Raw genomic sequence first — 25,040 nt, forward strand, 5'->3', positions numbered from 1 at the left:
CCCGTGCCTGACGGGGGTCTGCGAGACTAAGTGTGCCCGGCCGAAGTTAACCGGAACGACCAATTCCGCCGATTGTCAGATGTGACGGTAGCGGGTGAAGAGGAACCCCGCCTCCTCCAGCACCGAAGCCACGGCAAACCTCTCCGGAACGGCCAGCGCCTGGCCGCCGGCGATGCGCTGTGCGTCCCCCGCCGTCATCGTCGGCGACAGCGTCAGACACAGCTCGTCCAGCACCCCGGCCGCCACGAACTGGCCCAGCAGCCGCGGCCCACCCTCGGTGAGCAGCCGCACCAGGCCGCGCTCCGCCAGCGCCCGGACCGCCCTGGCCGGCTCCACGCCGGGTCCGTCCCCGGCGATCACCACCTCCGCGCCCGCCTTCTCGGCGGTGCGGATACGGTCCGGGGGCGCCGCGGCCCCGGTCAGCAGCAGCGTCGGCACCAGCGGCTCGGCGAACAGCGGCAGCGAGAAGTCGAGGTCGAGCGAGGCGCTGACCACGGCGATCGCGGGCGCGGGGCCCTGACCGGCCGCGGCCCGCCGCTGCGCGAAGACCTCGCGGGCGCGAGCGGGACGATAGCCCTCCAGTCGGACCGTTTCGGCGCCGACCACGACCGCATCGGCGAGCCCGCGCAGTACACCGAAGATCCGCATGTCCGTCTCGGAGGAGATGGCCTGCGAGCGGCCCTCGTGCTGGGCGGCCCCGTCCAGCGTGGAGACCATGTTCGCCCGCAGCCAGGCCGGGCCCGTGGCCCCGGTGCCCTCCGGATACACATAGGCGTCGGCCAGCTCGTCCACGGACCACTCGCGGTCCTCGGCGGCTGTCTGGTCGGTCACAGGGAGCAGGCGTCGCATGCGATGCAGTCTTCCACGGCCCTTACAGTTGGGAACTGTGTCGACCAGTGCCATAGCCGAAGCGGCCCCGCTCTCCCTCTGCGCCCGCGAGCCGCATGTCCCCGCCGACCGGCTGGTGGCCGAGATGGTGCCGCCGCCGCGCTTCGACTCGGTGCGCTTCGACACCTACGTCCCCGACCCGAACCAGCCCAGCCAGCGCGAGGCGGTCACCGTCCTGAGTTCCTTCGCCTCGGGACTCGGCGGGGCGCACGCGAGCGGCTCCGGCCGGCGCAGGTGGTTCGCCAGGAAGCCCGCGGCCCCCGCCGCCCCGCGCGGGGTCTATCTGGACGGCGGCTACGGCGTCGGCAAGACGCATCTGCTCGCCTCCCTCTGGCACGCCACCCCGGCGGAGCCCTCCCTGAAGGCCTTCGGCACGTTCGTCGAGCTGACGAATCTGGTCGGCGCCCTCGGCTTCCAGCAGACCGTGCAGACCCTGAGCGGACACCGGCTGCTCTGCATCGACGAATTCGAACTGGACGACCCGGGCGACACCGTCCTCGTATCGACGCTCCTCGGCAAGCTCGTCGATGCGGGCGTCGCGCTGGCGGCCACGTCCAACACGCTGCCCGGCAAGCTGGGCGAGGGCCGGTTCGCCGCCGCCGACTTCCTGCGCGAGATCCAGGGGCTCTCGGCGCGCTTCCGCCCGCTGCGGATCGACGGCGAGGACTACCGCCACCGAGGGCTGCCCGAGGCCCCTCCCCCGTACTCCGACGAACAGGTCACCAAGACCGCGTACGCCACCGACGGCGCGTCCCTGGACGGCTTCCCGCAGCTGCTGGAGCATCTCGCGAAGGTGCATCCGAGCCGGTACGGGGCGCTCACCGACGGTCTGCGCGCCGTCTGCCTCACCGATGTGCAGCCCATTCCCGACCAGTCGACCGCGCTGCGGCTGGTGGTACTCGCCGACCGGCTGTACGACCGGGAGGTGCCTGTGCTGGCCTCCGGGATGACCTTCGACCGGCTCTTCAGCGAAGAGATGCTGAACGGCGGCTACCGGAAGAAGTACTTCCGGGCAATCTCCCGGCTGACGGCGCTGGCTCGGGACGCAAAGGGTCTGGTGGCGCAGTAGGTTTGGGGCCGTCACCCCGACCGAAGGGAAGCATCATGGCCGCTACGCGTACCGCCCACACCATCTGGGAGGGCGATCTCCTCCAGGGCTCGGGCGAGGTCACCCTCGACTCCTCCGGCAACGGCACCTTCGCCGTCTCGTGGCCGGCCCGCACCGAGCAGCCCGGCGGCAAGACCAGCCCGGAGGAACTGATCGCGGCCGCCCACTCCAGCTGCTACTCGATGGCGTTCTCCAACATCCTGGCCAAGGCCGGCCACGCGCCGACCCGCCTGGAGACCAAGGCCGACGTCACCTTCGTGCCGGGCGAGGGCATCACCGGCAGCCACATCACCGTGCGCGGCGAGGTCCCGGGCCTGGACAAGGACCGCTTTCTCGAGCTGGCCGAGGACGCCAAGAAGAACTGCCCCGTGAGCCAGGCGCTCGCCGGTACGACGATCACCCTGACCGCCGAACTCGCCTGACACCCGGCCCTCGCTCGACCCGGCCACAACACGAGGCGCAGTGGCCCGCATGGTTACGTGTCACCGATGTGCGTGATACACACGTGCGGGTCACATCTCCTGTCCTCCCCCATGGCCTTCGGCATGGGAGGTACCCCCACAGGGAGTTGCCTCATGTCTTCACGACCTGAAGAGTCCGCAACACGACGTCAAGTCCTCGCACGTACCGGTGCGTTGAGCGCCGGTATCGCTTTCACCGGCGCCCTCTCCGAACTCTTCGCAGGCACCGCGGCCGCCCGCGGCCACAGCGGGTACGGCCCGCTCGTCCCCGACCCGGCCGGGCTGCTCGATCTGCCGAAGGGTTTCCGCTACCGGGTCCTCTCCCGCGAGGGCGATCAGCTGCGCTCCGGCGAAGGACAGGTCCCCAGCAACCACGACGGCATGGGTGCCTTCGCGGGCAGCCGTGGCCGCGTGCACCTCGTCCGCAATCACGAGAATCGCGTCACTGCCAAGATCGGCGTCCCGACGATCGAGGGCCTGACCTACGATCCGATGGGCAAGGGCGGCTGTACGACGCTCGAGCTGGACGGCCGTAACAACGTCCTGTCCGAGCGGGTCGCGATAGCGGGCACGGCCGTGAACTGCGCGGGTGGGCCAACCCCGTGGGGCACCTGGCTCACCTGCGAGGAGACCGAGGACCGAGCGGGTACCAACGGCTACACCAAGGACCACGGCTTCATCTTCGAGGTCGACGGCGCCGATCCGCGCCGTACCGGAGCCGTGCCGCTCACCTCCATGGGCCGCTTCCAGCACGAGGCGATCGCCGTCGATCCGAGGCACGGGATCGTGTACGAGACGGAGGACGCCTTCGACCGGCCGTTCGGGCTCTTCTACCGCTTCCTGCCCGACAAGCCACTGGGCGGCACCGGTTCGCTGCGCGCGGGCGGCGCCCTGGAGGCGATGCGGGTGCCGGGCGTGCCCGATCTGTCGGCGATTCAGGAGACCGGCGCGAGCTTCGACCGCGTCGAGTGGGTGCCCGTACCGGACAGCCAGGCGAAGCAGACGCCCATCAGGCTGCAGGACTTCGGTCCGAAGGGCATCACGCACGCGCAGAAGCTGGAGGGCTGCTACTGGGGCGGGAGCTCGGTGTACTTCGTCTCCAGTTTCGCCGTGAGCAAGGCGGGCTCGGCGGCAGACCACTTCGGGCAGGTCTGGAAGTACGAGCCGCACCGGCGCCGGCTCACGCTGGTGATCGTCTTCGGTCCGGACACGGACATCCAACTGCCCGGCGAGTCGCCCGACAACATCTGCCTCGCGCCCAGCGGCGGCCTGATGGTGTGCGAGGACGGGAACGGCGCGCAGCATGTGTTCGGGCTGACGAAACGCGGCGAGGTCTACCCGATGGCGCGAGGCGCGCAGAACATCGGTACGCCCGAGGAGCCGGAGTGGGGCGAGTTCGCGGGCGTCACCTTCTCCCCGGACGAGAACACCATGTACGTCAACTGCTACACGCCCGGCACAACGTTCGCGGTCACCGGGCCGTGGTGCTGACGGGTCGACTCACCCGGCCGTGGGGCGGGTGCGGCGCAGCACGCGCGTAACGCAGCCGCCTCACGGCCTCAAAGATCGTCGACACGCGGAGGGGGCGTGAAGCAGAAAGCGGCCGCCCGGGAGTCCGACCCGGGCAGCCGCCACTGACCACTCGATGACGAGTGACTACTCGATGACGAGCTCGACCGGCAGGTTGCCGCGGGTCGCCTTGGAGTAGGGGCAGTACGCGTGCGTCTTCTCCAGCAGGTCGCGGCCCGCCTCGCCCTGCAGGTGGTCGGGCAGCTCGACCCGCATGATCACGGAGAGGCCGAAGCCGCCGTCGGTGTCCTTGCCGATGCTGACCTCGGCGGTCACCGAAGCGTCCTTGACGTCGATCTTCTCCTGGCGGCCTATGGCGCCCATCGCGCTGGCGAAGCAGGCGGCGTACCCGGCGGCGAAGAGCTGCTCGGGGTTGGTGCCCTGCCCATTGCCGCCCAGCGCCTTGGGGTGGGCGAGCGGCAGGTCGATGTGGCCGTCGGAGCTGACGGCGCGGCCTTCGCGACCGTTGGCAGTGGCGACAGCGGTGTAGAGCGCGTCCATGAGTTGCATTCCTCTGCGTCCGTGGAGAACCGTTGCCACTACTACAGCACACAATTCAGTTGTGCACAACTTAATGGCGCGCGGAGTACGCTGGCCCCATGGAGAAGACGACGTTGACGACCGTGCCGGACGAGGACTTCCTCCGCCTCGACCACCAGATCTGCTTCACGCTGCACGCGGCGTCCCGCGCCTTCAACAGCGTCTACCGGACCGTGCTGAAGGATCTGCACCTCACCTATCCGCAGTACCTGGTGATGCTGGTGCTGTGGGAACACGGCGAGCTGCCGGTGAAGCAGATCGGTGAGCATCTGCGCCTGGACTCGGGCACCCTGTCGCCCCTGCTCAAGCGCCTGGAGGCGGCGGGCTACGTGGAGCGCAGGCGCAGCCCCGATGACGAGCGCTCCGTCACCGCCCGGCCCACGGCCGCGGGCACCGAGCTGCGCGAGAAGGCGCTGGGCGTGCCGCGCCGGATCGCCGGGGCCACCGGCATGCCCCTGGAGCGCATCCGTGAGCTGCGCGCCGACCTCGAAGCGCTGACCGCCACTCTGGACGGGGCGGGCCTGGACACTCCCGACTGCGCGACCGAGGACGGCTGACGGTCGCGGCCGGCCGAGACGGGCAGGGCGCCGGCCTGACGCCGATGCACCCCGAAGCCCCGGACATCCGCCGACGTCCGGGGCCTCTCGCTGCTGTCGGCGTCAGCCGCTCTGGCCGCTGTTGTTGCTCGGGCTGAGCTGGCCCTGGCCGTCGTCGGCCGCGCCGCCGTTGTGGTCGGCACCGGCGTCCGCCGCGCCACCGTTGTTGTCGGCAGCACCACCGTTGTTGTCCGCAGCACCGCCACCGTTGTTGTCGGCCGCGCCACCGTTGTCGTCGGCGCCACCGGCAGCGTTGTTGTCCGCAGCACCGCCGCCGTTGTCGTCCGCCGCGCCACCGGCGGCGTTGTCATCGGCGCCACCGGCGGCGTTGTTGTCCTGACCGCCGCCGTTGCCCTGGCCGGCGCCGTCGCCGATCTGGGCGCCGACCGCCGCCAGGGCCGTCGTCACGGGCTGGAAGAACGTCTCGCCGCCCTGGGTGCAGTCACCGCTGCCGCCCGACGTGAGGCCGACCGCGCTGCCGTCCTGGGTGAAGAGCGAGCCGCCGCTGTCACCCGGCTCCGCGCAGACATCGGTCTGGATGAGCCCGGTGACGGTGCCCTCCGGGTAGTTCACCGTGGCGTTGAGCCCGGTCACCGAGCCGTCCTTCAGACCGGTGGTGCTGCCCATCCGGAAGACCTGCTGCCCGACCGCGGCGTCCGCCGCCTGCTTGATCTGCACCGTCTGCCCATTGCCCACGTCGACCGCGCTCGCGGCCTGGGTCGCCGGGTCGTCGTACTTGACGAGGGCGAAGTCGCCGTCGCCCGGGAACGTCGCCGCCTCGACCGTACCGATGGGCTGGCCGTTCGCGGCCTCCGACCACTGCTTCGCTGCGACCCCGCAGTGGCCCGCGGTCAGGAAGCCGGGGCTGCCGTCCTGAGTCGTCACATTGAAGCCGAGCGAGCAGCGGGCGCCACCGCCGAAGATGGCGTCGCCGCCTTCGAGGAAGGGCTTGAACTCACCCGCTGACTTCTTGATCCGGGCCATACCGTCGCCCAGGGACTTCACTGCCGTCTCGAGTCTGTCCCACTTGCCGCCGGAGACCGTGCGGTCCGCCGTGACGAGGATCTGGTTGGTCCTGGGGTCGACGGCCCACGCCGTTCCGGGGATGGTGGCCTTCTGAGCCAGTGTGCCGGCGGCGGCCTTCAGCTCGCCCACGCTGTTCTCGACGCTCCGCGCCACCGCGCCGGCCTTCTTGACCTGGACGACCAGGTCGTTGTCGTCGCCCACGACGTTCACGACGAGCTGCTGCTTGTCGGCGTCGTAGTACGCCCCGCCGTATGCCTCGCCGAGCTTCTCACCCAGCTGCTGGACGAGTTGTGCCGCTGCTGCGGCGCTCAGTTTCTCGGGGGCCGACCGTGCTTCGGATCCCGATCCGGATCCGGACTGCGAAGCGTTCGCGTTCGGAAGCAGGATGGCCGCGGCGGCGACGCCCACCGCTCCTGCTCCCGCGAGAATTGCCTTCCGCTTCGATATTCGCCTGTGACTCAACTCGTCGCCTCCTGTAGGGGGGTACGGAGACCGGTTGCCGACGGAAACCGGGGGACGCGTCCGACCCTTGATACGGATGGGGCGTGAGTTGTACTCATCAACGGTGTGGAAAAAGTCCTCTGACGGTCCGTAAGGCAGAGCACTACAACGGCAGTTGGGTGCCGCAACGACTGCAGTAACGTGCAGCGATGTCCTCGGCGGGACGGTCACAGCCGGGGCAGATCCGGTTCAGCAGACAGGCCGCTTCGCCGCCTTCGCGCCCGGCGGCACTGCGGATGGAGAGTCCGGGACGACGGCTGTGCACCGTCACATAGAGCAATCCGTTCTCGTCGGCGAACAGTGAACGCCGGGTGTGGTGCGGCAGCCAGGCCACACAGCCGGGCTCCAACGGCTGCTGTCCGCCGTCCGTTTCCAGCCGTCCGCTGCCGCCGAGCACGCACAGCAGCACATCGAGCTCCGGGTCCGAATGACCGGCGACCCGGGCGTCTGCCGGCATGCGGATGATGTTCGCGTCCAGCTGCCGCCCTTCCTCGGAGAGCCGCCACAGCGCTCCTCCCCGGTCGTCCGGCACATCGTGAAGCAGCTCCGCGATACGGGCGAGCACACCGGCCACAGGAGGCACAGTCATGTTCTTCCTTTCACACACACCCGGAGGAACCCAGACCCGACGCGGGAGAGCCGCGCTCCGATAGTCGGATTGATCGGATACGTTCCGCCCGTGACCCTTTTCGTACGAATGACTGCCGTGGCCGCCATGGGAGCCGTGCTCGTCGGCTGCGGAAGCGACGTCGGCAGCAAAGCCAACCCCGCGTCCACGGCGGCACCCGGCAGCACGGCCGCCGCTCCGGCAGCGCCGCAGCCGGGGAAGCCTATCGAGAAGCCGACGGAGCAGAAGGTTCCCACGGTCGCACCCGGGCCCAGCGGGTTGACGCCCGTCTTCGAGCGCGCCCCCAAGGCGAGGAGTAATACGGCGCCGAAGACCGTCGCGCTCACCTTCGACGCCGACATGACCGCCGGGCAGGGGCCGCGGGCGGCGCGCGGCGAGCGCTTCGACAACCCCGGCCTGATCGCCTCGCTGCGGAAGCTGAACGTCCCCTCGACCGTCTTCATGACCGGCCGCTGGGCCGAGGAGTACCCCGACCAGGCGAAGGCGATCGGCAACGACCCGCTCTTCGAGGTCGCCAATCACTCGTACAGCCACTACGCCTTCAAGTCCCCCTGCTACGGCCTGCCGGTCGTCGAGAAGAACGGCATGCGCGCCGACGTGGAGCGGGCCTTCGCCGCCTTCAAGAAGGCCGGGGTGCGCAATGTGGTGCCGTACTTCCGCTTCCCCGGCGGCTGTTACAACGACGCCGCCCTGCGCGCTCTCGCCCCCGTGCAGGTGACGGCGGTCCAGTGGGACGTGGTCAGTGGCGACGCCTTCGCGACGGACGCGGACGCGGTTGCCGAGCAGGTGCTCGCGGGGGTCCGGCCGGGGTCGCTGGTGGTCATGCACTGCACGCGCAGCGCGGCGCCTGTCACCGAGCAGGCGGTGCGGACGATCGTCCCTGAACTACGCAAGCGGGGCTATCGCTTTGTGAAAGTCTCGGACCTTATGCGCGGCTAGGGGGTTTTCTTCTCTCTCGGCCGGCTAGCCCGAGCACGCCGTCCGCTGGGCCTCCTGCCACTCGCAGACGGGGCAGAGCGTCGCGCCCTTGACCGACTCCGGATACTCCGTCGGCTTCCGGCACAGCACGCATTCGGCCCACGGCGGACCACCGGCCGCTACGGGCGCGGGGGCCGTTGTCTCGCAGTACGGCTCGTCCATGTGTACGAGGTTAACTCGCGTCCGACGCGACGTCCGCGCCGCGGAGCGCGCTCGGGGCACAAGGCCAGGGCGGGCGCCCGCGGCGGCGGAGTTTCAGTGGGCCGACGCGCTCTGCGGGGTGAGCTCGCTGGGACGTACGATCACAAATCCCTCGCCCTGGAGCATCAGCTGGACGGCCTCGCCCGAGCCACCGCGGATCATCGAGCCGATGGACTGCGAGCGGTGCAGCGAGGTGTTCAGCTGAGCGCTCCAGCCGACGACCGCGTCCGTGTCGACGTACACGGGCTGCTGGGCGGTGACGGGTATGACGATGGGGTTGCCCTCGCAGATGACGGCGAGCTTTCCGTAGCCGGTGAAAACGCTGTTGAAGAGGCCGCCGCCGGTCATGCCGGCGCCCTTCACCATCTTGATCTCGTACGAGAGGCTGGCGTCGAAACAGAGGACGTTGCGGCCGTTGACGGTCAGGGCGTCGCCCTGGTCGATGTCGACGATGAAGCAGTTGGCTGCCTCGTGCGCGAACCACGCCTCGCCCTGGCCGCGGACCGCCATCAGCGGCAGGCCCTCCCCGGTGACGGCGCGCTTGAGCATGCCGCCGATGCCCTGGCCCTTGCGCTCGAACTGGAGATTTCCGCGGAAGGCGATCATCGACCCCTGTCGCGCGTGCATCTCGCCGTTGACGGCGTACTTGATCGACTTGGCGTTCTGCAGGGTCATACCGGGCGCGGTCGCCTGCTGCGCCATGTTCTCCGTGGCGAAGAGATCACTTTTCATGGGGTGCATCGTGGCCCGGAGGGATTCGTTCCGCCAACAATCCCGGCAGAGCGGGACAGGACGGCTGGCAGACTGGCCGGTGTGAGCAGCGAAGAAACCCGCCCGGACAGCCCCTCCGCCAGTCCGTCCGACGGTCCGTCCAACCGGCCGTCCGACAGCCCTTTCCGGCACGAGAACACCGCGCGCGACGAGGCGCCCCAGTTTGTGCTTCCACTGGTGGTGCGCATCGAGAAGGCCGAACCCCCGGCGCGTACCGACGCGCTGGAGACCGCGGCCCGCGCGGTGCTCGAAATCCTCAGCGACGAGCGGTCGCTGGGCGAGGGCCAGTGGTCGCAGGCGATACGGGACTGGCAGGACGCCCGGATCCGCAAGGTGGTGCGGCGGGCGCGGGGCGCCGAGTGGCGCAAGGCGTCGGCGTTGGAGGGCCTCACGGTGACGGGTGAGGCCGCCGAGGTACGGGTCTTCCCGCCCGTCCCGCTGGACGGCTGGCCCAAGGAGCTGGCCAAGCTCCAGGTCTCGGGCACGGACCTGGACGACCCCGAGCCGCCGGCCGCGCCCGACCTCGCGGGACCGGTCCTCTGGCTGAGCCCCCATGTCGACATGTCGGCCGGCAAGGCGATGGCGCAGGCCGGGCACGGTGCGCAACTGGCCTGGTGGGAACTGTCGGAGGCGGACCGCAAGGCGTGGCGGGAGGCCGGTTTTCCGCTGTCCGTACGCACCGCCGAGCCGCGGCGGTGGGGAAAACTCACGGTCAGCGGGCTGCCGGTGGTGCGGGACGCGGGTTTCACCGAGATCGCTCCGGGGTCCTGCACGGTGGTCGCGGATCATCCATCGCTGCGCGGCTGAACAAAGCCACCCCCCGTTACGTACCCTCCAGTACCGCCGATTAGGTTGAACGCCGTTTCGGTCGGCGGTTGGTTGCCGTGAAACGCATCTCGGCTCTGGAGGCACATTGTTGCGGCGCATCAACGGAACAGCACTCATCATCGCGGCTCTGGTCGCCACGGTAGGGGCGCTGGCGTTCCCCGTGTGGTCCTATGCGGACCGTTCCGGCACCGGTCAGGACAACCTCAATGCCTCAAGCGTGGCGACCCAGTGGGGGCCGCTGACGGCCACGGACCGGGACTTCCTGGTGAAGGTCCGGCTGGCCGGGCTCTGGGAGCTGCCCGCGGGACAGCAGGCGATCGAACGCGCGCCGACGAAGGCGATCAAGGACACGGGTGACCACCTCGTCGTCGGCCACACCGACCTCGACAAGCGGGCACGCGATGTGGCGGCGAAGCTCGGCGTGGAACTGCCGAACCAGCCGAACGAGCAGCAGCAGGGCTGGCTGCGGGAGCTGTCGGCGGCGAGCGGCGAGGAGTACGAGCGCAAGTTCGCGAACCTGCTGCGCAATGCGCACGGCAAGGTCTTCGCGCTGGTCGCACAGGTCCGGCACACCACGCGGAACACGCTGATACGTCAGCTGGCGACGGACGCGAACCAGACGGTGCTCGACCACATCACCATGCTGGAGTCGACCGGTTTCGTGGACTTCGACGCCCTCGCCAACGAGGCTGCCGGCAAGGCGACGGCAAGCCCGACCGGTCCGCCGCCGCCGAACGGGAACCTGCCCCCCGCGCCGGCGCCCGCGTCCCCGACCGGGCAGGACCAGTCGTTCACGTCGCGGCCCTCGACCCAGCCGGGAGCACCGACAGCGATCAACACCAACCGTCCGTGACAGAGGGGCCTGTCCGGTTCGCCGGCAGCCTGCGGAACCTCAAATCAACCTCTGAACGTCCCCTCCCCTGGATTCGCCGCCGTCCGGCGGGGCCATGAGCCCTGCACGCACCGGCACACGGCGCAGGGGGAGGGGACACATGGAACTCGGTATCGGCATCGGCTGGCGGCCTGAAATCGCGGACGCGGTCGAGGAGCTGCAAGGCGTCGACTGGGTCGAGGTCGTCGCGGAGAACATCTGCCCGGGCCATCTGCCCGCCGCGCTGACCCGGCTGCGCTCGCGCGGTACCCGTGTCATCCCGCACGGCGTCTCGCTCGGCCTGGGCGGCGCGGACCGCCCGTCGCAGCAGCGGCTCGCGGATCTGGCGGAGCGGGCGGTGGCGCTGGGCGCGCCGCTGGTCACGGAGCACATTGCGTTCGTACGGGCGGGAGGCGTGCTCACCGCGTCCCCTCAACTGGAGGCGGGCCACCTTCTCCCCGTCCCCCGCACCTGGGACGCGCTGAAGGTCCTCTGCGAGAACGTCCGCATCGCCCAGGACTCGCTGCCGGTGCCGCTGGCGCTGGAGAACATCGCGGCGCTGATCTCCTGGCCGGACCAGGAACTCACCGAGGGCCAGTTCCTTGCGGAACTGGTCGAGCGGACGGGCGTCGGCCTGCTGATCGACGTGGCCAACCTCCACACGAACCACGTGAACTTCGGCGAGGACCCGTCGAAGGCGCTGGACGAACTCCCGGTCGAGGCGATCGCGTACGTCCATGTCGCGGGCGGCGTGGAACGCGACGGCGTCTGGCACGACACGCACGCCCACCCGGTGACGGAGCCGGTCCTCGATGTCCTGCGGGAACTCCGGTCGCGGGTGTCTCCGCCGGGCGTCCTGCTGGAGCGGGACGACGACTTCCCGCCCACGGCTGAACTGGCGACGGAACTGCGCACGATCCGCGAGACGGTGACGGCGGGGTCGCACGGCACCGCACCCACGGCTGTCCCGCACGGCGAAGCCCGCGCCACTGAAGGCACGGACACCGGACCGCGCAACGCATCCCGTGCAAGCGCGGGGCCGGGGGCCCGCCCCCAGGCCCAGGGAGAGGCGGCGGCGGACAGCTCACCCGGTGCCCGCGAGCGGGGCGCGCTCGCGCAGGCCGCGCTGCTCTCCGCTCTCGTCGCCGGCACCCCCGCTCCCGAAGGCTTCAGTCCCGGACGCCTGCGCGTACAGATCCGCGCCCTCGCCGCCAAGCGCGCCGACGTCGTCGCCAAGGTCGCCCCCGAACTGCCCGGGATCCTCGGCGCGGGATACCGGAGCGCCTTCCTCGGATACGCCAAGAACCGCCCCATGCGCGCCGGTTACCGCCAGGACGCGCTCGACTTCGCCGAGCAGTTGCTTGTCGCCGGGCGGCCCGAGGACGACAGTGCCCGGCGCGCGCTGACCCGTTGGTGGGAGGAGCGCGCCGCCCCGCACCCTCCGCGGCGCTCCGCACGGATCGTACGCGCGGCCCGCGCCGCGCTCGTCAGAAGGTGAAGCCCGATGGTCCTGCTCGCCGTACTCGTCTATGTCGCCATCGGCGCCTCGTCCGCCGCACTGATCATCCGCTCCGCCGCGTCCTCACCCCGCCCCCGCCATCCCGCCACCACCCAGATCCAGCACGTCTACGAGGCCGCCTTCCTCAGCGGCGGTCCCGCCCGCGTCACCGACTCCGCGCTCGCCGCGCTGCACGCGGACGGCCGCCTGGTCATCGGGGGCCCGGGCATCGTCTCCGTGCGCCACGCTCTCGCCCACGACCCCGTGGAACGCGCCGTGTTCGAGCAGCTGGCCGCCGCGCCGACGGGCGCACTCCACTCACTGCGGCGGGCGGTGATGCGCCACCCCGCCGTGCAAGAGGTCGGCGACGGTCTCGCCGCCCGCGGGCTGATGACGCCGCCGGGACAGAACCGGGCGCTGACGGTGTGGGGTCTGACCCAGGGCATCGTGTGCCTGCTGGCGTTCCCCGTCTCCATCGTTCTCACCGTCGTCATCTTCGTCGACGACGCCGTGGGCGGCGCGGACGACTTCGCCCCGCCGTTCTTTGCCATGGTCTTCCCCGCACTGATCGCGGGCATCGTCATCGGCTTCGCCATGGCGAAGCGCTCCAAGCGCCGGATCACCCCGGCCGGGCGGGACGCCCTGCGCTCGTACGGAGTGCAGCACGCCCAGGTCTTCTCGTCGGCCCATCTCGTCGCCGTGCACGGTCTGCGCGGAGTGCCGGACCCCGAGCTCCAGGCGCAGCTGATCGCGGCGGCACGATTCCCGGCGGCCGGCGACAGCTCCTCGTCGTCGTACACGGACTCCACCGCCGTGTGGTGCGCGGGCTCGAGCCCGGGATCCGGCTGCGGCAGCTCCAGCTGCGGCGGCTCCTCCGGATCCAGCTGTGGCGGCTCCTCCGGATCCAGCTGTGGCGGCTCCTCCGGATCCAGCTGTGGCGGCTCCTCCGGATCGAGCTGCTCCAGCGGGTCCAGCTGCGGAGGCTCGTCCGGATCCAGCTGCGGAGGGTCGAGTGGATCGAGCTGCTCCAGCTCCAGCGGATCCAGCTGCGGTGGCGGCAGCAGCTCCTGACCCCGCACTTCGCCCAACAACCCACAGGATCACCCCGGTGCCGACTAGCGTGCGGATCGCACGCAGGAGGCACCATGCGTACCCTCACCGGCACCGGCCTGATCGTCGTCGCCCTGACGGCGACCATCGCCGCGATCCTGTTCCCCGTCTGGTCCTACGACGACCGTTCCGGCACCGCCCAGGCCAATCTCTCTGCCGGTTCCGTCGCCACCCCCTGGGGCCCGCTCTCCGCCGCCGACCGGGACTTCATCGTCCGTGTCAGACTCGCCGGCCTGTGGGAGCTCCCCGCGGGCCAGCAGGCCGTGGGCCGCGCGCCCACGGTCGCGATCAAGGTGGCCGGTGAGCATCTCGTCGAGGGGCACACCTACCTCGACGCCCGCGTCCGCGAGGTCGCGGCCCGGCTCAACATGGAGCTGCCCAACCAGCCGAACCCTCAACAGCAGGGCTGGCTCAGGGAGTTCTCCGCCGCGCGCGGCCAGGAGTACGCGACCAAGTTCGCCAATGTCCTGCGCCGCGCCCACGGCAAGGTCTTCTCGCTCGTCGCCGACATCCGCAACAGCACCCGCAACACACTCGTGCGCGCTCTCGCCGACGACGCCAACACCACCGTGCTCGACCACATCAAGATCCTTGAGGCGACCGGGCTCGTCGACTTCGACGCCATCGCCGCCGGGGCGGCCGGCACCGGGACCGCGAGCCCCACCGGACCGCCGCCGCCCGCACCGGGGGCGACACCGTCACCCGCCGACGCCGTCACACCCACCCCGGCCACCTCCTTCTCGTTGCCGCCCGCGGCCTCCCGCCCCCGCGCCGGCGTCACGAACCCATAACGCCACGGTCCGCATGGTGAACAACCCATGGCACTGGTGCGGACATCTCACGTAGAACTCGGCCATGCTCTGGGTCCTCTTACTGCTGGTGGCCTGGGTCGCGGCGGGCATCAGCTGCGCCCGGCTCTGCCTCGCCGCCGTCGAAGCCGCTCGCCCCGGCCCACCCGAAGGGGCGGTGCACGAGCGGCAGTTGAGCCTGTACGAAGCGGCCTTCCTGGCCGGCGGCCCGCACCGGGTCACCGAGCTCACCCTCGTCTCGATGCACCGCCGCCGCATGCTGCTGCTCGCGCACACGGGCTGGGCCACGGTCGTCGTCCCGGACGGCGAGGACGACCTGGAGCGCTCGGTCATCGGCGCGATAGGGCCGGCAGGTCAGGCCCGGATAGGGGCCGTACGGGCCGCCGCATCCGCCGCCGACGCGGTACGGGCCCTGGCCGACCGGCTCGTCAGCGCCGGGCTCGCCGTCCCGGACCCTGCCAGGGCCTCGGTGGCGTCCGCCGTGCGCGCCGTCCAGGGTGCGGCCGCGCTCACCGTCGCACTCGCGGCCGCCGCGCTGCTCCTCCCCCGGGAGCAGAGCGCGAACGCACCGCTCCTCGGCTGGTTCGCGCTTCCCCTCCTCCTCACCCTGGGCTGTCTGGCCATCGCGCGGATCGAGGTGCATCCGTACACCCGCTGGGCCTCACCCGACGGCCAGCGCCTCCTCGGCACGCTCTCCACCGCCCGGGGCACGCTCACCGCCGTCGCGGTGCGCGGCGTCGCCGCGCTCGACGATCCACACCTGCGAGCGGCACTCACCAGCGACCGCCGGGCGCGGGTGACGCATCGGAGTCATTGACTTCGACACCGGACATTTGTCCTTTACACGATCAACTGATCCGCAAAGGATCCCTTTGTCCTGTGGCCATACGGCCACCGTGCGCACGAAGGGAACGCGATGAGAGCAGTTGCGATGTACGGGGCCGTGACAAGCCTCAGTTCCTTGGTCATCTCCGCCCTGGCCGTCGCACCCGCCGGCGGCACGACCACAGCGAACGCCCAGTCTCACGGCACCACCGTCGCCGCCGAGCGCGCCGCCGCCGCGGGCATCACATTCGGCAACTGCCCCAAGACAGAGATGCTGCCCTCTCCCATCCAGTGCGGCTCGGTCGAGGTCCCGCTCGACTACGCCGATCCGTCGGGCCGTCAGATCTCCCTGACCGTCAGCCGGGTGAAGGCGAGCGGCAAGCCGGCCGAGTACCAGGGCGCCTTCGTCTACAACCCCGGCGGGCCCGGCGCCTCCAGCATGAGTTTCCCGCTGGCAGCGCAGTTCCCCGAGTGGAGCCGGATTGCCCGCGCCTACGACATCGTGGGCTACTCGCCGCGCGGCGTCGGCCGCTCCGCCCCGCTGTCCTGCCAGGACCCGGCCGACTTCGCGAAGGCGCCGACGCCGGCTCCGGTGTATCCGTCGTCCTCGTACAAGCTGGAGCGGATCGCGCAGGCGAAGGCCTATGCGCAGGGCTGCGCGCGCACCGCGGGTCCGGCGCTGCGCCACTACACCTCGCTCAACAACGCCCGCGATCTCGATGTGCTCCGCGCGGCGCTCGGCCAGCAGCGGCTGACTTTCATGGGCGCCTCGTACGGAACCTACTTCGGGGCGCTGTACGCGACCCTCTTCCCCTCCCATGTGCGCCGCATGGTCTTCGACTCGGCGGTGAACCCCGAGCCGGGCCGGGTCTGGTACCGCAACAACCTCGACCAGTCGCTCTTCTTCGAGAAGCGCTGGGCGGACTTCCGCACCTGGGTCGCCAAGCACGACAAGACGTTCCACCTGGGCGCGACGCCCGAGGCGGTGGCGAGCAGCTACGAGAAGGCACGCGCACAGCTCGCGCTGAAGCCGGCGGGCGGCACGGTCGGCCCCGGCCAGCTGCATGCGACGTTCCTGGGGGCCGGTTATTACGACGACTACTGGGTGTCGCGTGCCACCGCGCTCGCCGAGTATCTGAAGGGCAATGAGAAGCCGCTGATCGCGCAGGCCGCGCCGCGGCCGGAGGAGGCACCGGAAGCGGAGAACGGCAACGCCGTGTACACCGCGGTCGAGTGCAACGACGCCCCTTGGCCGACCGCGTGGGAGGTCTGGGACCACGACAACACCAAGCTCGCGCGCCGGGCGCCGTTCGAGACCTGGGACAACGCCTGGATGAATCTGCCGTGCGCCTTCTGGCCCGCGCCCCGGCAGCAGCCGCTGGACGTCCGTACGAAGAAGGGTGCGCTGCCGCCGACGTTGATCCTGGCTGCCGAGCGGGACGCGGCGACGCCGTACAAGGGGGCGCTCGAGCTGGCGCACCGGCTGAAGGGTTCCGTGCTGATCACGGAGGAGGACGCGGGCACGCACGGCATCGGCGGCGGCACCAACGAGTGCGTCAACGCCTACCTGGAGAACTATCTGTTGCGTGGTGAGACGCCGGTGCGGCGCGCTTCGTGCGCGCCGCACCCGGAGCCGGACCCGGTGTCGCTGGACCGGCGTGCGGCTCGGCCGAAGCTGCCGCACACCGTCTGATCTTCCGGGTCGTGGACGGCCGGGTCCGCACTGCGCGGACCCGGCCGTCAGGCTTTTCGTGGCTCAGGCGAGCCCCGCCACCAGTTCCGCAACCGACCTGCGCCGACCCGTGTAGAACGGGACCTCTTCGCGGACGTGCATACGCGCCTCGGAGGCGCGCAGATGGCGCATGAGGTCGACGATGCGGTACAGCTCGTCCGCCTCGAAGGCCAGGATCCACTCGTAGTCACCGAGCGAGAACGACGCCACCGTGTTGGCCCGCACGTCCGGGTAGCCGCGCGCCATCTTGCCGTGGTCGGCCAGCATCCGCCGGCGGTCCTCGTCCGCCAGCAGGTACCAGTCGTAGGAGCGTACGAAGGGGTAGACCGAGACATAGTTGCGCGGCGTCTCGTCGGCCAGGAAGGCCGGGATGTGCGACTTGTTGAACTCGGCGGGGCGGTGCAGCGCCATGTTCGACCAGACCGGCTCGAGCGCGCGCCCGAGCTTGGTGCGGCGGAAGAGGTTGTACGCCTCCTGCAGCTCGTCCGCGGTCTCGGCGTGCCACCAGATCATGAGGTCGGCGTCGGCGCGCAGCCCGGAGACGTCGTACGTGCCGCGCACGGTGACGTCCTTGGCGGCGAGCTGGTCGAACAGCTCCTGGACCTCGTCCGCGTAACCGGCCCGGTCCTCGGGCAGCACGTCGCGCAGCTTGAAGACGGACCACAGCGTGTACCGGATGACCTCGTTGAGGTCCTTGGCCTTCTTGCCTGCGTTCGGAATCTTTTCGGGCGCACTCATGGGGCTATTCTCCCGCGTCGTCCCCGGTGCCCCGCACCCGGGTGGACGTGGCGATGATCTCGTCGGCCGCGCGCCGCGCGCTCGCGATGCAGGCGGGGATGCCGACGCCGTCGTACGCGGCCCCGCAGACCCTGAGGCCGGGCAGTTTGGCGACCTCGTCACGGATCCGGGCGACCCGCGCGAGATGCCCGACAGGGTACTGAGGCAGCCCGCCGATCCACCGTGTCACCTCGGAGGCCACCGGCCGGGCCGCGAGCCCGGTGGCCGCACCGAGGTCGCTCAGCGACACGCCGACGAGCTCGCTGTCCTCGCGGTGCAGCCACTCCTCCTCGCCGTGGCGCCCGATCGAGGTGCGCAGTACGAAGAGGTCGGACGAGCCCTTGTCGACCCAGCCCCACTTCCGGGTCGAGAACGTGGACGCCTTGATCGTGCGGCCGTCCACGGGCGGCACCAGGAACCCGCTGGCTTCCGGCATCCCGGCCAGGTCGCTGCGCCGGAAGGCCATGGTGACCAGCGCCATCGAGGCGTACTCGACCTGGCCGAGCTCGGCCGCCGCGGCCGGGCACTCGGCCCCCAGCAGCGCGGCGGCGGACCAGGCGGGGGCCGCGAGCACCACGCCGTCGGCTGCGATGACGAGCTGGTCGGTGCGGATCTGCCAGCCGTCGGCACTGCGGGTGAGACCGAGGACGGGCGTCTCCATGAGGATCTCGCCGCCCCGTTCGCGTACGGCGTCGGCGACGGCGCCCGGCAGCACCCCGATGCCACCGTCGATGCCCATGAAGACGGGCCCGGCGCTCTGTGGCTCGGCGGCGGCCTGCGCCTGGATGTCACGTACGCCGGCGAGCAGCGAGTCATGGGTCTTCGCCGCCTCGAAGAGCTTGGGGACGGCGGCCCGCATCGAGATGCGGTAGGCGTCGCCCGCGTACACCCCGCCGAGCAGCGGCTCCACCAACCGGTCGACGACCTCGCGACCGAGGCGCTCCGCGACATACGCGCCGACCGCGACGTCGTCGCCGAGTTCGGCCGGCGGCAGGTCGCGCTCCTGCTCGATGCGGGCGACGCCCTCCGGCGACAGCAGCCCGGCGAGAGCAGCCGGGTCGGAAGGCACACCCATGACGTGCCCCTTGGGCATGGGGCGCAGGGCGTCGCGCGTCCAGACCGACGCGGTGGTGGTGGCGGGCGGCTGGAGCCGGCCGGCGAGGCCGACGGCGCGGGCCAGTTCGACGCCCTCCGGGCGGCGGGCGAGCATCGACTCGGCACCGAGGTCGACGGGGGCACCCTCGATCTCGCCTGCCTGAAGTTTGCCGCCGAGGCAGTCGGTGGCCTCCAGCAGGGTGACACGCACCCCTGCGGAGACCAGCCGGTGGGCGGCCGCGAGGCCGGCGATGCCGCCGCCGATGACGACGACATGACCCGTACGTGTGTCCGCGTTCATGAGCCAACTCTCTCAAACCCCGTACCGAGTCCTGACCGTGACCGCTTCGGGATCGAAAGTGGGCAACCCGCGCCGTGGCCCCGTACGTCGAACCGGCAACACTCACCACCTGTCCCGGGGGGCCTGTATGCATGCACGTCGTACGGTCGCAGCGCTGTTTCTCACCGCCTCACTCGCCCTCGCCGGCTGCAGTGCGGACGACGCCCGGTCCACCGCAGACGAGAAGAGCGTCGCGAAGCCCGCGGCGGAGGGCGCCGCGGGCTCCGGCTACGCCGCCGACCAGAGCTCCGGCGCGCGACAGACACAGCCGAAGCAGCCGCTGCTGCCGACTCACATCATCCGCACCGCCGAGCTGGAGGTGGAGGTCGGGGACGGCGCGAAGGCCCTCGCCGCAGCACGTAGGACCGCCGAGACCGCGGGCGGCCATGTCGCCAACGAGACCACCGAGCGGCTCGACGACGCTCATGTGACCTCACGGATCGTGCTGCGCGTCCCGCAGGAGAAGTACGACGCGGTCCTTGCCGAGCTGGCGGGCGCCGGAAAACTGATCTCCCGCAAGGCGGACGCCAAGGACGTCACCGACCAGGTTGTCGATGTGGAGAGCCGTATCGCGACGCAGCGGGCGAGCGTGGCCCGGGTGCGGACGCTGATGGACCGGGCGCAGAAGCTCAGCGACGTGGTCACCCTGGAGGGCCAACTGAGCAGCCGCCAGGCACAGTTGGAGTCGCTGCTGGCGCAGCAGGCGGCGCTCAAGGACCGTACGACGCTGGCGACGATCACCCTCTCGCTCTCCGAGAGCGAGAGCAAGGGCCACAAGAAGGAGGACGACGGGCCGGGCTTCCTGGACGCGCTGGGCGGCGGCTGGGACGCACTGCTGGCGACCGGCCGGTGGATCGCGGTGGCGATAGGCGCGGTGGCACCGTTCGCCGCGGTCATCGCCGCGCTGTACGCGCTGTGGCGCTGGGTGCTGCGGCCCCGGCTGCCGAGGCGCCGGGTGGCGGCTGCGGCGCCGGCTCCCGCCCCGCGCCCCGAGCAGGACTGAACGGCCATTCCCCCGTAGCGTGTTCCCCATGGCAGCAGAGCGACTGGTGGTCGTCGGGGGCGATGCGGCGGGCATGTCCGCCGCATCGCAGGCACGCAGGCTCAAAGGCCCGGACGAGCTGGAGATCGTCGCGTTCGAGCGCAGCCACTTCAGCTCGTACTCCGCGTGCGGAATTCCGTACTGGGTGGGCGGCGATGTGCCCGAGCGCGACGACCTGATCGCCCGTACGCCTGCCGAGCACCGGGAGCGCGCGATCGACCTCCGGATGCGCACGGAGGTGACGGAGATCGACACCGCGCGCGGCCGGGTGCGCTCCCGTGACCTGGTGAGCGGCGACGAGACGTGGACGGGCTACGACAAGCTGGTGGTCGCGACCGGTGCGCGACCGGTCCGTCCGCCGCTGCCGGGCATGGACGCGCCGGGCGTGCACGGTGTGCAGACGCTCGACGACGGCCAGGCGCTGCTTGACAGCCTGGCGCGTACGCAGGGCCGGCGAGCGGTCGTCGTGGGCGCGGGCTACATCGGCGTCGAGATGGCGGAGGCGATGCTGAAGCGCGGCTACGAGGTGACCGTCCTCAACCGCGGTGAACAGCCGATGGCCACCCTCGACCCGGACATGGGCCGCCTGGTGCACGAGGCGATGGACGGCCTCGGCATCACGACGGTCATCGGCGCCGAGGTCACCAAGATCCTCACCGGCGAGGACGGCCGGGTCCGCGCGGTGGCGACCGAGGACGCGGAGTACCCGGCGGACGTCGTGGTCCTCGGCATCGGTGTGGAGCCGGAGACGACCCTCGCCGACGCCGCCGGTCTGCCTCTCGGGGTGTACGGCGGGCTGCTCACCGACCTCGCGATGCGGGTGCGCGGGCACGAGAACATCTGGGCGGGCGGCGACTGTGTGGAGGTGCTCGACCTGGTCTCCGGCCGCGAGCGCCATGTTCCGCTGGGCACGCACGCCAACAAGCACGGCCAGGTCATCGGCGCGAACGTGGGCGGCGGCTACGGCACCTTCCCGGGCGTCGTGGGCACGGCCGTGAGCAAGGTCTGCGAGCTGGAGATCGCCCGCACCGGGCTGCGCGAGAAGGACGCCCGCGAGGTGGGCCTGCAGTACGTCACCGCCACCATCGAGTCGACGAACAGCGCCGGCTACTACCCCGGTGCCGCCCTGATGACGGTGAAGATGCTCGCGGAGCGGCGTACGGGCCGGCTGCTGGGCGTCCAGATCGTCGGCCGCGAGGGCTCGGCGAAGCGGGTGGACATCGCGGCCGTCGCCCTGACCGCGGGCATGACGGTGGAGCAGATGACGGCGCTGGACCTCGGCTACGCGCCGCCGTTCTCGCCGGTCTGGGACCCGGTACTCGTGGCTGCGCGCAAGGCGACGAGGGCGGTCCACGGGTCGGCCACGTAACACCTACGCCCTGCGGGCGTCCTGGGGGTCCCCAGCCGAGGAAAAGGAAGCACGCAGACGATCCGTACCGGGACGTCGTAGGTCATGCCCGTGCCTCGACGCCGAGTTCGGACAGCAGGCCGCGGATGCGCTGCTCGATCTCGTCACGGATCGGGCGGACAGCGGCCACGCCTTGGCCGGCGGGGTCGTCGAGCTTCCAGTCGAGATAACGCTTGCCGGGGAAGTAGGGGCAGGCGTCGCCGCAGCCCATGGTGATCACCACATCGGAGGCCTGCACAGCTTCGGGGGTGAGGATCTTCGGCTTTTGGGCGGAGATGTCGATGCCGGACTCTCGCATGGCTTCGACCACCGCAGGGTTCACGGTGTCGGCCGGTGCGGAACCGGCGGAGCGGACTTCCACCTGCTCGCCTGCGAGGTGGGCGAGGAACGCGGCGGCCATCTGGGACCGGCCCGCGTTGTGGACGCAGACGAACAGCACAGACGGGGTATCGGGAGCGCTCACGTGCGGATCTTCCTTCGTTGAGGAGGGTTCAGCGGCCCGAGGCGGCGAGCTCGGGCTCACCGTGGGCAACGATCATGTCGTCCGCAGCCGGGCGGGATCGGCCGAACAGCGCGGCGACCAGGACGACACCGACGACCGCGCCGACGAGTTGGGCTGCGATGAACGGCGATACGGAGCCGGGGGCGATCCCGGCGAAGGTGTCGGTGAAGGCGCGGCCGATGGTCACTGCCGGGTTCGCGAAGCTGGTGGAGGAGGTAAACCAGTACGCCGCCCCGATGTAGGAGGCGACCGCGACCGGGCCGATGCGCTGCTGTCCCGTGCGAGGCAGCCCGAAGATGAGGAGGACCAGGCCCGCGGTGGCGACGACCTCGCCGAGCCACAGGTGACCGGCGGACCGGTCGTGCGTCGAGAACCGCACGAGGGGCTCGGCGAACATCGCGTTCGCCAACACCGCGCCGCCGATGCCACCGGCCACCTGCGCAGGCACGTACGCCGCCACGTCCCGCAGCCTGAGACCATCAGCGCCTCGGCGGCCGGTCCACCAGGCGGCCAGCGTGACTACCGGGTTGAAGTGGGCTCCGGAGACCGGGCCGAGCAAGGCGATCAGCATGCCCAGACCGAATACGGTCGCCAGCGAATTGGCCAGCAGCTGAACACCGACATCGCGCGTCAGCTCGGTCGCCTGGATGCCGGAGCCGACCACGACGGTCACCAGAGCCGCCGTGCCCACCAGCTCGACCAGGACGCGGCGTCCGAGCGAAGGGATGCCGATCATCCCGCGACTCCCGCAGCAACGGTGCCGGCCGGAGTCTGGAGGAGAGAGGAGAGCCTGGCGAGAGCGGCGGGCAGCACCCAGTAGTAGACCCAGGTCCCGCGCCGCTCCGAACCGACGAGGCCCGCGTCGCGCAGCACCTTCAAATGGTGGGAAATCGTCGGCTGCGACACGTCGAACGGACCGATGAGGTCACACACGCAGGCCTCACCACCCTCGTGCGAGGCAATCAAGGACAGCAGGCGCAGGCGCACCGGGTCCGACAACGCCTTGAACATCCGGGCCAGGTCAACGGCGGCTGCTGCCCCCAGCGGCTCGCGGACCATCGGCGAGCAGCAGACCGCCTGATCGTCCTGCCCGAGCACGGGCAGCTCTGATTTCGACATGCGTCTATGTTGACAGCCATCTATCCGAGTGGCAACCTCGACTTCATCAAGCTGTATCGATGAACGTCGATTCAGCGCCGGATCAGGACCAGGAGACAGCCATGTCCCGCGTTCAGCTCGCCCTGCGTGTCAACGACCTCGAAGGCTCCATCGCCTTCTACTCCAAGCTTTTCGGTGTGGAGCCCGCCAAGCTCCGCCCCGGGTACGCGAACTTCGCGATCACCGAGCCCCCGCTCAAGCTCGTCCTGATCGAGGGCGAGGCCGACGAAGACACCCGCCTGGACCACCTCGGAGTGGAAGTGGAGTCCACCGAGCAGGTCACCGCCGCGACGGGCCGACTCCAGGAGGCAGGCCTCGCCACATTCGAGGAGAACGACACCTCCTGCTGCTACGCGGTGCAGGACAAGGTCTGGGTGACCGGACCGGGCAAGGAACCGTGGGAGGTGTACGTCGTCAAGGCCGACGCCGAAAACCTCGGCAAGAGCAGCGAAGGCGCACCGGACGCCTGCTGCGGCACCACCGACTGCTGCACTCCGGAGGAGCAGGCCCTCGACCCGAACCAGACCCCGGCCGAGGCAAAGGCCACCGCCGGATGCGCCTGCGGCGTCTGACGCAAGGGGTGCGGGTGTTCCTGGCCGGCGACGCGACAGGCGGCCCGTGAGATCACATCTCTCGAGCCGTCAAGCCATCTGATTCCGCTGACATCAACCTCGCGGGTGAGCGCCCGGCCGGGCCGCCCAGCCGTCGCTCGCCGCGCGCGGTCGCCTCGGACAGCGCGCCGGAGAGCCGGCGGCGCAGCAGCCGGGTCACCGGTCGTTCGATCAGCCGGTGCACCAGCCAGGAGGCCAGCAGCATGCCGCCGGTCACCAGCGCGAGCACGGTGTAGGGCGGCAGCCGGTGCCCCAGCACTCTGATGAGCTCCCAGCCTGCGTACTGGTGCAGCAGGTAGAGCGGGTAGGTGAGCGCCCCGGCGTACGGCAGCCAGCGCCACTTCATCCAGTCCAGCTTCCCGGTCGCGACCAGGGCCATCGCCCCGAAGCAGACGGCAAGGACCGCGACGACCGGCCAGAAGGGGATGCTCTGCCTGAAGTGGCCGAGGCTTCGGCTCCAGGTGTCGTGCGCGGAGGGCAGGGCCGCTCCGAAGCACACCAGCACAATGCCGGTGAGCAGCAGGCTGGGCCGGAAGCGGTACATCAGGAAGAAGGCCATTCCGGCGATGAAGTACCAGCAGTAGTCCGGCATGATCAGCAGCTGGAGCACCGAATCGTCGGACTGGGCGAAGAGCATGCCCGCCGCGGCCCAGAGGCTGCAGAAGGCCAGCACGCGTCGGTAGGTCAGGCCTCGCCACGCCATCAGCGCGAACAGGAGATAGAAGCGCAGCTCGGCGAAGAGCGTCCAGTACACCCCGTCGACCTTGCGGACGCCGAGCGGCTCCTCAAGCATGGTGAGGTTGGTCAGCACGTCCGCCACGGGCAGCGGATTCCCGCCACTCGGTATGAGCAGCAGTACGGCGGTGGTGGCCAGGACGGCGAACCAGTACGCGGGGTACAGCCGGCTCACCCGGGAGACGAAGAAGTCGCCCAGCGACCTTCCCCAGCAGCTCATGCATATGACGAAGCCGCTTATCAGGAAGAAGAGCTCGACGCCCAGCCAGCCGTAGGCGGTGAAGGGGAACGCGCCCGGGAAGTGCGCTTCCCCGCGGGTCGTCCAGCCTCCGTAGAGCGCCATGTAGTGGTAGGCCACCACCATCAGCGCGGCCAGCAACCGCATGCCGTCCAGTGCGGGCAAGCGGCCGACGCGCCGGGGCGGCGTGGTGG

Annotated in this window: 27 protein-coding genes; 15 read left to right on the top strand and 12 right to left on the bottom strand. The window is 70.6% G+C overall.

All coding sequences use genetic code 11. The features are described 5' to 3' along the window. Positions 1 to 75: 75 nt before the first annotated feature. The gene (locus tag ACI2LP_RS03035) at positions 76 to 849 is read right to left on the bottom strand and encodes a pyrimidine reductase family protein (protein ID WP_404722774.1); all 774 of its coding nucleotides are present in this window, start codon (positions 847 to 849) and stop codon (positions 76 to 78) included. Between ACI2LP_RS03035 and zapE the strand changes: the two genes are divergently transcribed. The 3 genes from zapE (at position 848) to ACI2LP_RS03050 (ending at position 3,948) form a co-directional block, all read left to right on the top strand. Further along, the gene (gene zapE / locus ACI2LP_RS03040; RefSeq protein ID WP_404722775.1) at positions 848 to 1,957 is read left to right on the top strand and encodes a cell division protein ZapE; all 1,110 of its coding nucleotides are present in this window, start codon (positions 848 to 850) and stop codon (positions 1,955 to 1,957) included. The genes ACI2LP_RS03035 and zapE overlap by 2 nt on opposite strands. 35 nt (positions 1,958 to 1,992) lie before the next feature. Next, entirely contained in the window at positions 1,993 to 2,418 is a 426-nt protein-coding gene (locus ACI2LP_RS03045) for an OsmC family protein (RefSeq protein WP_404722776.1), read from the top strand. A gap of 153 nt (positions 2,419 to 2,571) precedes the next feature. Continuing rightward, positions 2,572 to 3,948 (top strand): alkaline phosphatase PhoX, encoded by a 1,377-nt coding sequence (locus tag ACI2LP_RS03050; RefSeq protein WP_404722777.1) that lies wholly within the window; start codon positions 2,572 to 2,574, stop codon positions 3,946 to 3,948. 165 nt (positions 3,949 to 4,113) lie between these two features. On the opposite strand, the gene ACI2LP_RS03055 is transcribed toward ACI2LP_RS03050, so the two are convergent. Continuing rightward, positions 4,114 to 4,527, bottom strand: a complete 414-nt coding sequence (locus ACI2LP_RS03055) for an organic hydroperoxide resistance protein (protein ID WP_404722778.1) — start codon at positions 4,525 to 4,527, stop codon at positions 4,114 to 4,116. A 98-nt stretch (positions 4,528 to 4,625) separates the two neighbouring features. Here ACI2LP_RS03055 and ACI2LP_RS03060 point away from each other — a divergent pair, with 98 nt between their 5' ends. Then, positions 4,626 to 5,123, top strand: coding sequence for a MarR family winged helix-turn-helix transcriptional regulator (locus ACI2LP_RS03060; RefSeq protein ID WP_404722779.1), 498 nt, complete (start codon positions 4,626 to 4,628; stop codon positions 5,121 to 5,123). Positions 5,124 to 5,225: 102 nt separating this feature from the next. Here ACI2LP_RS03060 and ACI2LP_RS03065 read toward each other — a convergent pair whose 3' ends face one another. Both ACI2LP_RS03065 and ACI2LP_RS03070 read right to left on the bottom strand, forming a co-directional pair. Further along, complete coding sequence (locus tag ACI2LP_RS03065; protein ID WP_404722780.1) at positions 5,226 to 6,650, bottom strand: S1 family peptidase; 1,425 nt, start codon at positions 6,648 to 6,650, stop codon at positions 5,226 to 5,228. A gap of 142 nt (positions 6,651 to 6,792) precedes the next feature. Continuing rightward, positions 6,793 to 7,278, bottom strand: a complete 486-nt coding sequence (locus tag ACI2LP_RS03070) for a cupin domain-containing protein (protein WP_404722781.1) — start codon at positions 7,276 to 7,278, stop codon at positions 6,793 to 6,795. A gap of 108 nt (positions 7,279 to 7,386) precedes the next feature. Between ACI2LP_RS03070 and ACI2LP_RS03075 the strand changes: the two genes are divergently transcribed. Beyond that, entirely contained in the window at positions 7,387 to 8,256 is an 870-nt protein-coding gene (locus ACI2LP_RS03075; RefSeq protein WP_404723045.1) for a polysaccharide deacetylase family protein, read from the top strand. A 24-nt stretch (positions 8,257 to 8,280) separates the two neighbouring features. On the opposite strand, the gene ACI2LP_RS03080 is transcribed toward ACI2LP_RS03075, so the two are convergent. Both ACI2LP_RS03080 and ACI2LP_RS03085 read right to left on the bottom strand, forming a co-directional pair. After that, positions 8,281 to 8,457 (bottom strand): hypothetical protein, encoded by a 177-nt coding sequence (locus ACI2LP_RS03080; protein ID WP_404722782.1) that lies wholly within the window; start codon positions 8,455 to 8,457, stop codon positions 8,281 to 8,283. A 93-nt stretch (positions 8,458 to 8,550) separates the two neighbouring features. After that, complete coding sequence (locus ACI2LP_RS03085) at positions 8,551 to 9,228, bottom strand: AIM24 family protein (protein ID WP_404722783.1); 678 nt, start codon at positions 9,226 to 9,228, stop codon at positions 8,551 to 8,553. Positions 9,229 to 9,309: 81 nt separating this feature from the next. On the opposite strand from ACI2LP_RS03085, the gene ACI2LP_RS03090 reads away from it, so the two are divergent. From ACI2LP_RS03090 to ACI2LP_RS03120, 7 genes are all read left to right on the top strand, one after another. Continuing rightward, complete coding sequence (locus tag ACI2LP_RS03090; protein WP_404722784.1) at positions 9,310 to 10,074, top strand: aminoacyl-tRNA hydrolase; 765 nt, start codon at positions 9,310 to 9,312, stop codon at positions 10,072 to 10,074. Between the two features lie 109 nt (positions 10,075 to 10,183). After that, on the top strand, positions 10,184 to 10,948 hold the full coding sequence (locus ACI2LP_RS03095) for a DUF4142 domain-containing protein (RefSeq protein ID WP_404722785.1): 765 nt from the start codon (positions 10,184 to 10,186) through the stop codon (positions 10,946 to 10,948). 139 nt (positions 10,949 to 11,087) lie between these two features. Further along, positions 11,088 to 12,464, top strand: a complete 1,377-nt coding sequence (locus ACI2LP_RS03100; RefSeq protein ID WP_404722786.1) for a DUF692 domain-containing protein — start codon at positions 11,088 to 11,090, stop codon at positions 12,462 to 12,464. Between the two features lie 6 nt (positions 12,465 to 12,470). Then, positions 12,471 to 13,535: a TIGR04222 domain-containing membrane protein gene (locus ACI2LP_RS03105; RefSeq protein WP_404722787.1), complete on the top strand. Its 1,065-nt coding sequence runs from the start codon at positions 12,471 to 12,473 to the stop codon at positions 13,533 to 13,535. 74 nt (positions 13,536 to 13,609) lie between these two features. After that, positions 13,610 to 14,365: a DUF4142 domain-containing protein gene (locus ACI2LP_RS03110; protein WP_404722788.1), complete on the top strand. Its 756-nt coding sequence runs from the start codon at positions 13,610 to 13,612 to the stop codon at positions 14,363 to 14,365. A gap of 64 nt (positions 14,366 to 14,429) precedes the next feature. Next, a complete protein-coding gene (locus ACI2LP_RS03115; RefSeq protein ID WP_404722789.1) occupies positions 14,430 to 15,200 on the top strand; it encodes a TIGR04222 domain-containing membrane protein in 771 nt (256 codons plus the stop codon). A gap of 99 nt (positions 15,201 to 15,299) precedes the next feature. Beyond that, complete coding sequence (locus ACI2LP_RS03120) at positions 15,300 to 16,901, top strand: alpha/beta hydrolase (protein ID WP_404722790.1); 1,602 nt, start codon at positions 15,300 to 15,302, stop codon at positions 16,899 to 16,901. A 63-nt stretch (positions 16,902 to 16,964) separates the two neighbouring features. Here ACI2LP_RS03120 and hemQ read toward each other — a convergent pair whose 3' ends face one another. Together hemQ and hemG are read right to left on the bottom strand one after the other, a co-directional pair. Next, complete coding sequence (gene hemQ / locus ACI2LP_RS03125; protein WP_404722791.1) at positions 16,965 to 17,678, bottom strand: hydrogen peroxide-dependent heme synthase; 714 nt, start codon at positions 17,676 to 17,678, stop codon at positions 16,965 to 16,967. A 4-nt stretch (positions 17,679 to 17,682) separates the two neighbouring features. Then, the gene (gene hemG / locus ACI2LP_RS03130) at positions 17,683 to 19,113 is read right to left on the bottom strand and encodes a protoporphyrinogen oxidase (RefSeq protein ID WP_404722792.1); all 1,431 of its coding nucleotides are present in this window, start codon (positions 19,111 to 19,113) and stop codon (positions 17,683 to 17,685) included. A gap of 127 nt (positions 19,114 to 19,240) precedes the next feature. Here hemG and ACI2LP_RS03135 point away from each other — a divergent pair, with 127 nt between their 5' ends. Together ACI2LP_RS03135 and ACI2LP_RS03140 are read left to right on the top strand one after the other, a co-directional pair. Then, a complete protein-coding gene (locus ACI2LP_RS03135; RefSeq protein ID WP_404722793.1) occupies positions 19,241 to 20,155 on the top strand; it encodes a DUF4349 domain-containing protein in 915 nt (304 codons plus the stop codon). 28 nt (positions 20,156 to 20,183) lie between these two features. Next, positions 20,184 to 21,563, top strand: a complete 1,380-nt coding sequence (locus ACI2LP_RS03140; RefSeq protein ID WP_404722794.1) for an FAD-dependent oxidoreductase — start codon at positions 20,184 to 20,186, stop codon at positions 21,561 to 21,563. Between the two features lie 82 nt (positions 21,564 to 21,645). Here the strand turns inward: ACI2LP_RS03140 and ACI2LP_RS03145 are convergent, their stop codons facing one another. The 3 genes from ACI2LP_RS03145 to ACI2LP_RS03155 are packed head-to-tail and all read right to left on the bottom strand — an operon-like array spanning position 21,646 to position 23,223. After that, positions 21,646 to 22,065, bottom strand: a complete 420-nt coding sequence (locus ACI2LP_RS03145; RefSeq protein WP_404722795.1) for an arsenate reductase ArsC — start codon at positions 22,063 to 22,065, stop codon at positions 21,646 to 21,648. A 28-nt stretch (positions 22,066 to 22,093) separates the two neighbouring features. Beyond that, the gene (locus ACI2LP_RS03150) at positions 22,094 to 22,840 is read right to left on the bottom strand and encodes an aquaporin (protein ID WP_404722796.1); all 747 of its coding nucleotides are present in this window, start codon (positions 22,838 to 22,840) and stop codon (positions 22,094 to 22,096) included. After that, on the bottom strand, positions 22,837 to 23,223 hold the full coding sequence (locus tag ACI2LP_RS03155) for an ArsR/SmtB family transcription factor (RefSeq protein ID WP_404722797.1): 387 nt from the start codon (positions 23,221 to 23,223) through the stop codon (positions 22,837 to 22,839). The genes ACI2LP_RS03150 and ACI2LP_RS03155 overlap by 4 nt, the downstream gene beginning before the upstream one ends. A 101-nt stretch (positions 23,224 to 23,324) precedes the next feature. On the opposite strand from ACI2LP_RS03155, the gene ACI2LP_RS03160 reads away from it, so the two are divergent. Next, entirely contained in the window at positions 23,325 to 23,834 is a 510-nt protein-coding gene (locus ACI2LP_RS03160) for an ArsI/CadI family heavy metal resistance metalloenzyme (protein ID WP_404722798.1), read from the top strand. 52 nt (positions 23,835 to 23,886) lie between these two features. Here ACI2LP_RS03160 and ACI2LP_RS03165 read toward each other — a convergent pair whose 3' ends face one another. Next, on the bottom strand, positions 23,887 to 25,011 hold the full coding sequence (locus ACI2LP_RS03165; RefSeq protein ID WP_404722799.1) for an acyltransferase family protein: 1,125 nt from the start codon (positions 25,009 to 25,011) through the stop codon (positions 23,887 to 23,889). Positions 25,012 to 25,040 lie beyond the last annotated feature (29 nt).

The organism is Streptomyces sp. NPDC019890 (assembly GCF_044903445.1).
Taxonomy (GTDB): Bacteria; Actinomycetota; Actinomycetes; order Streptomycetales; family Streptomycetaceae; genus Streptomyces.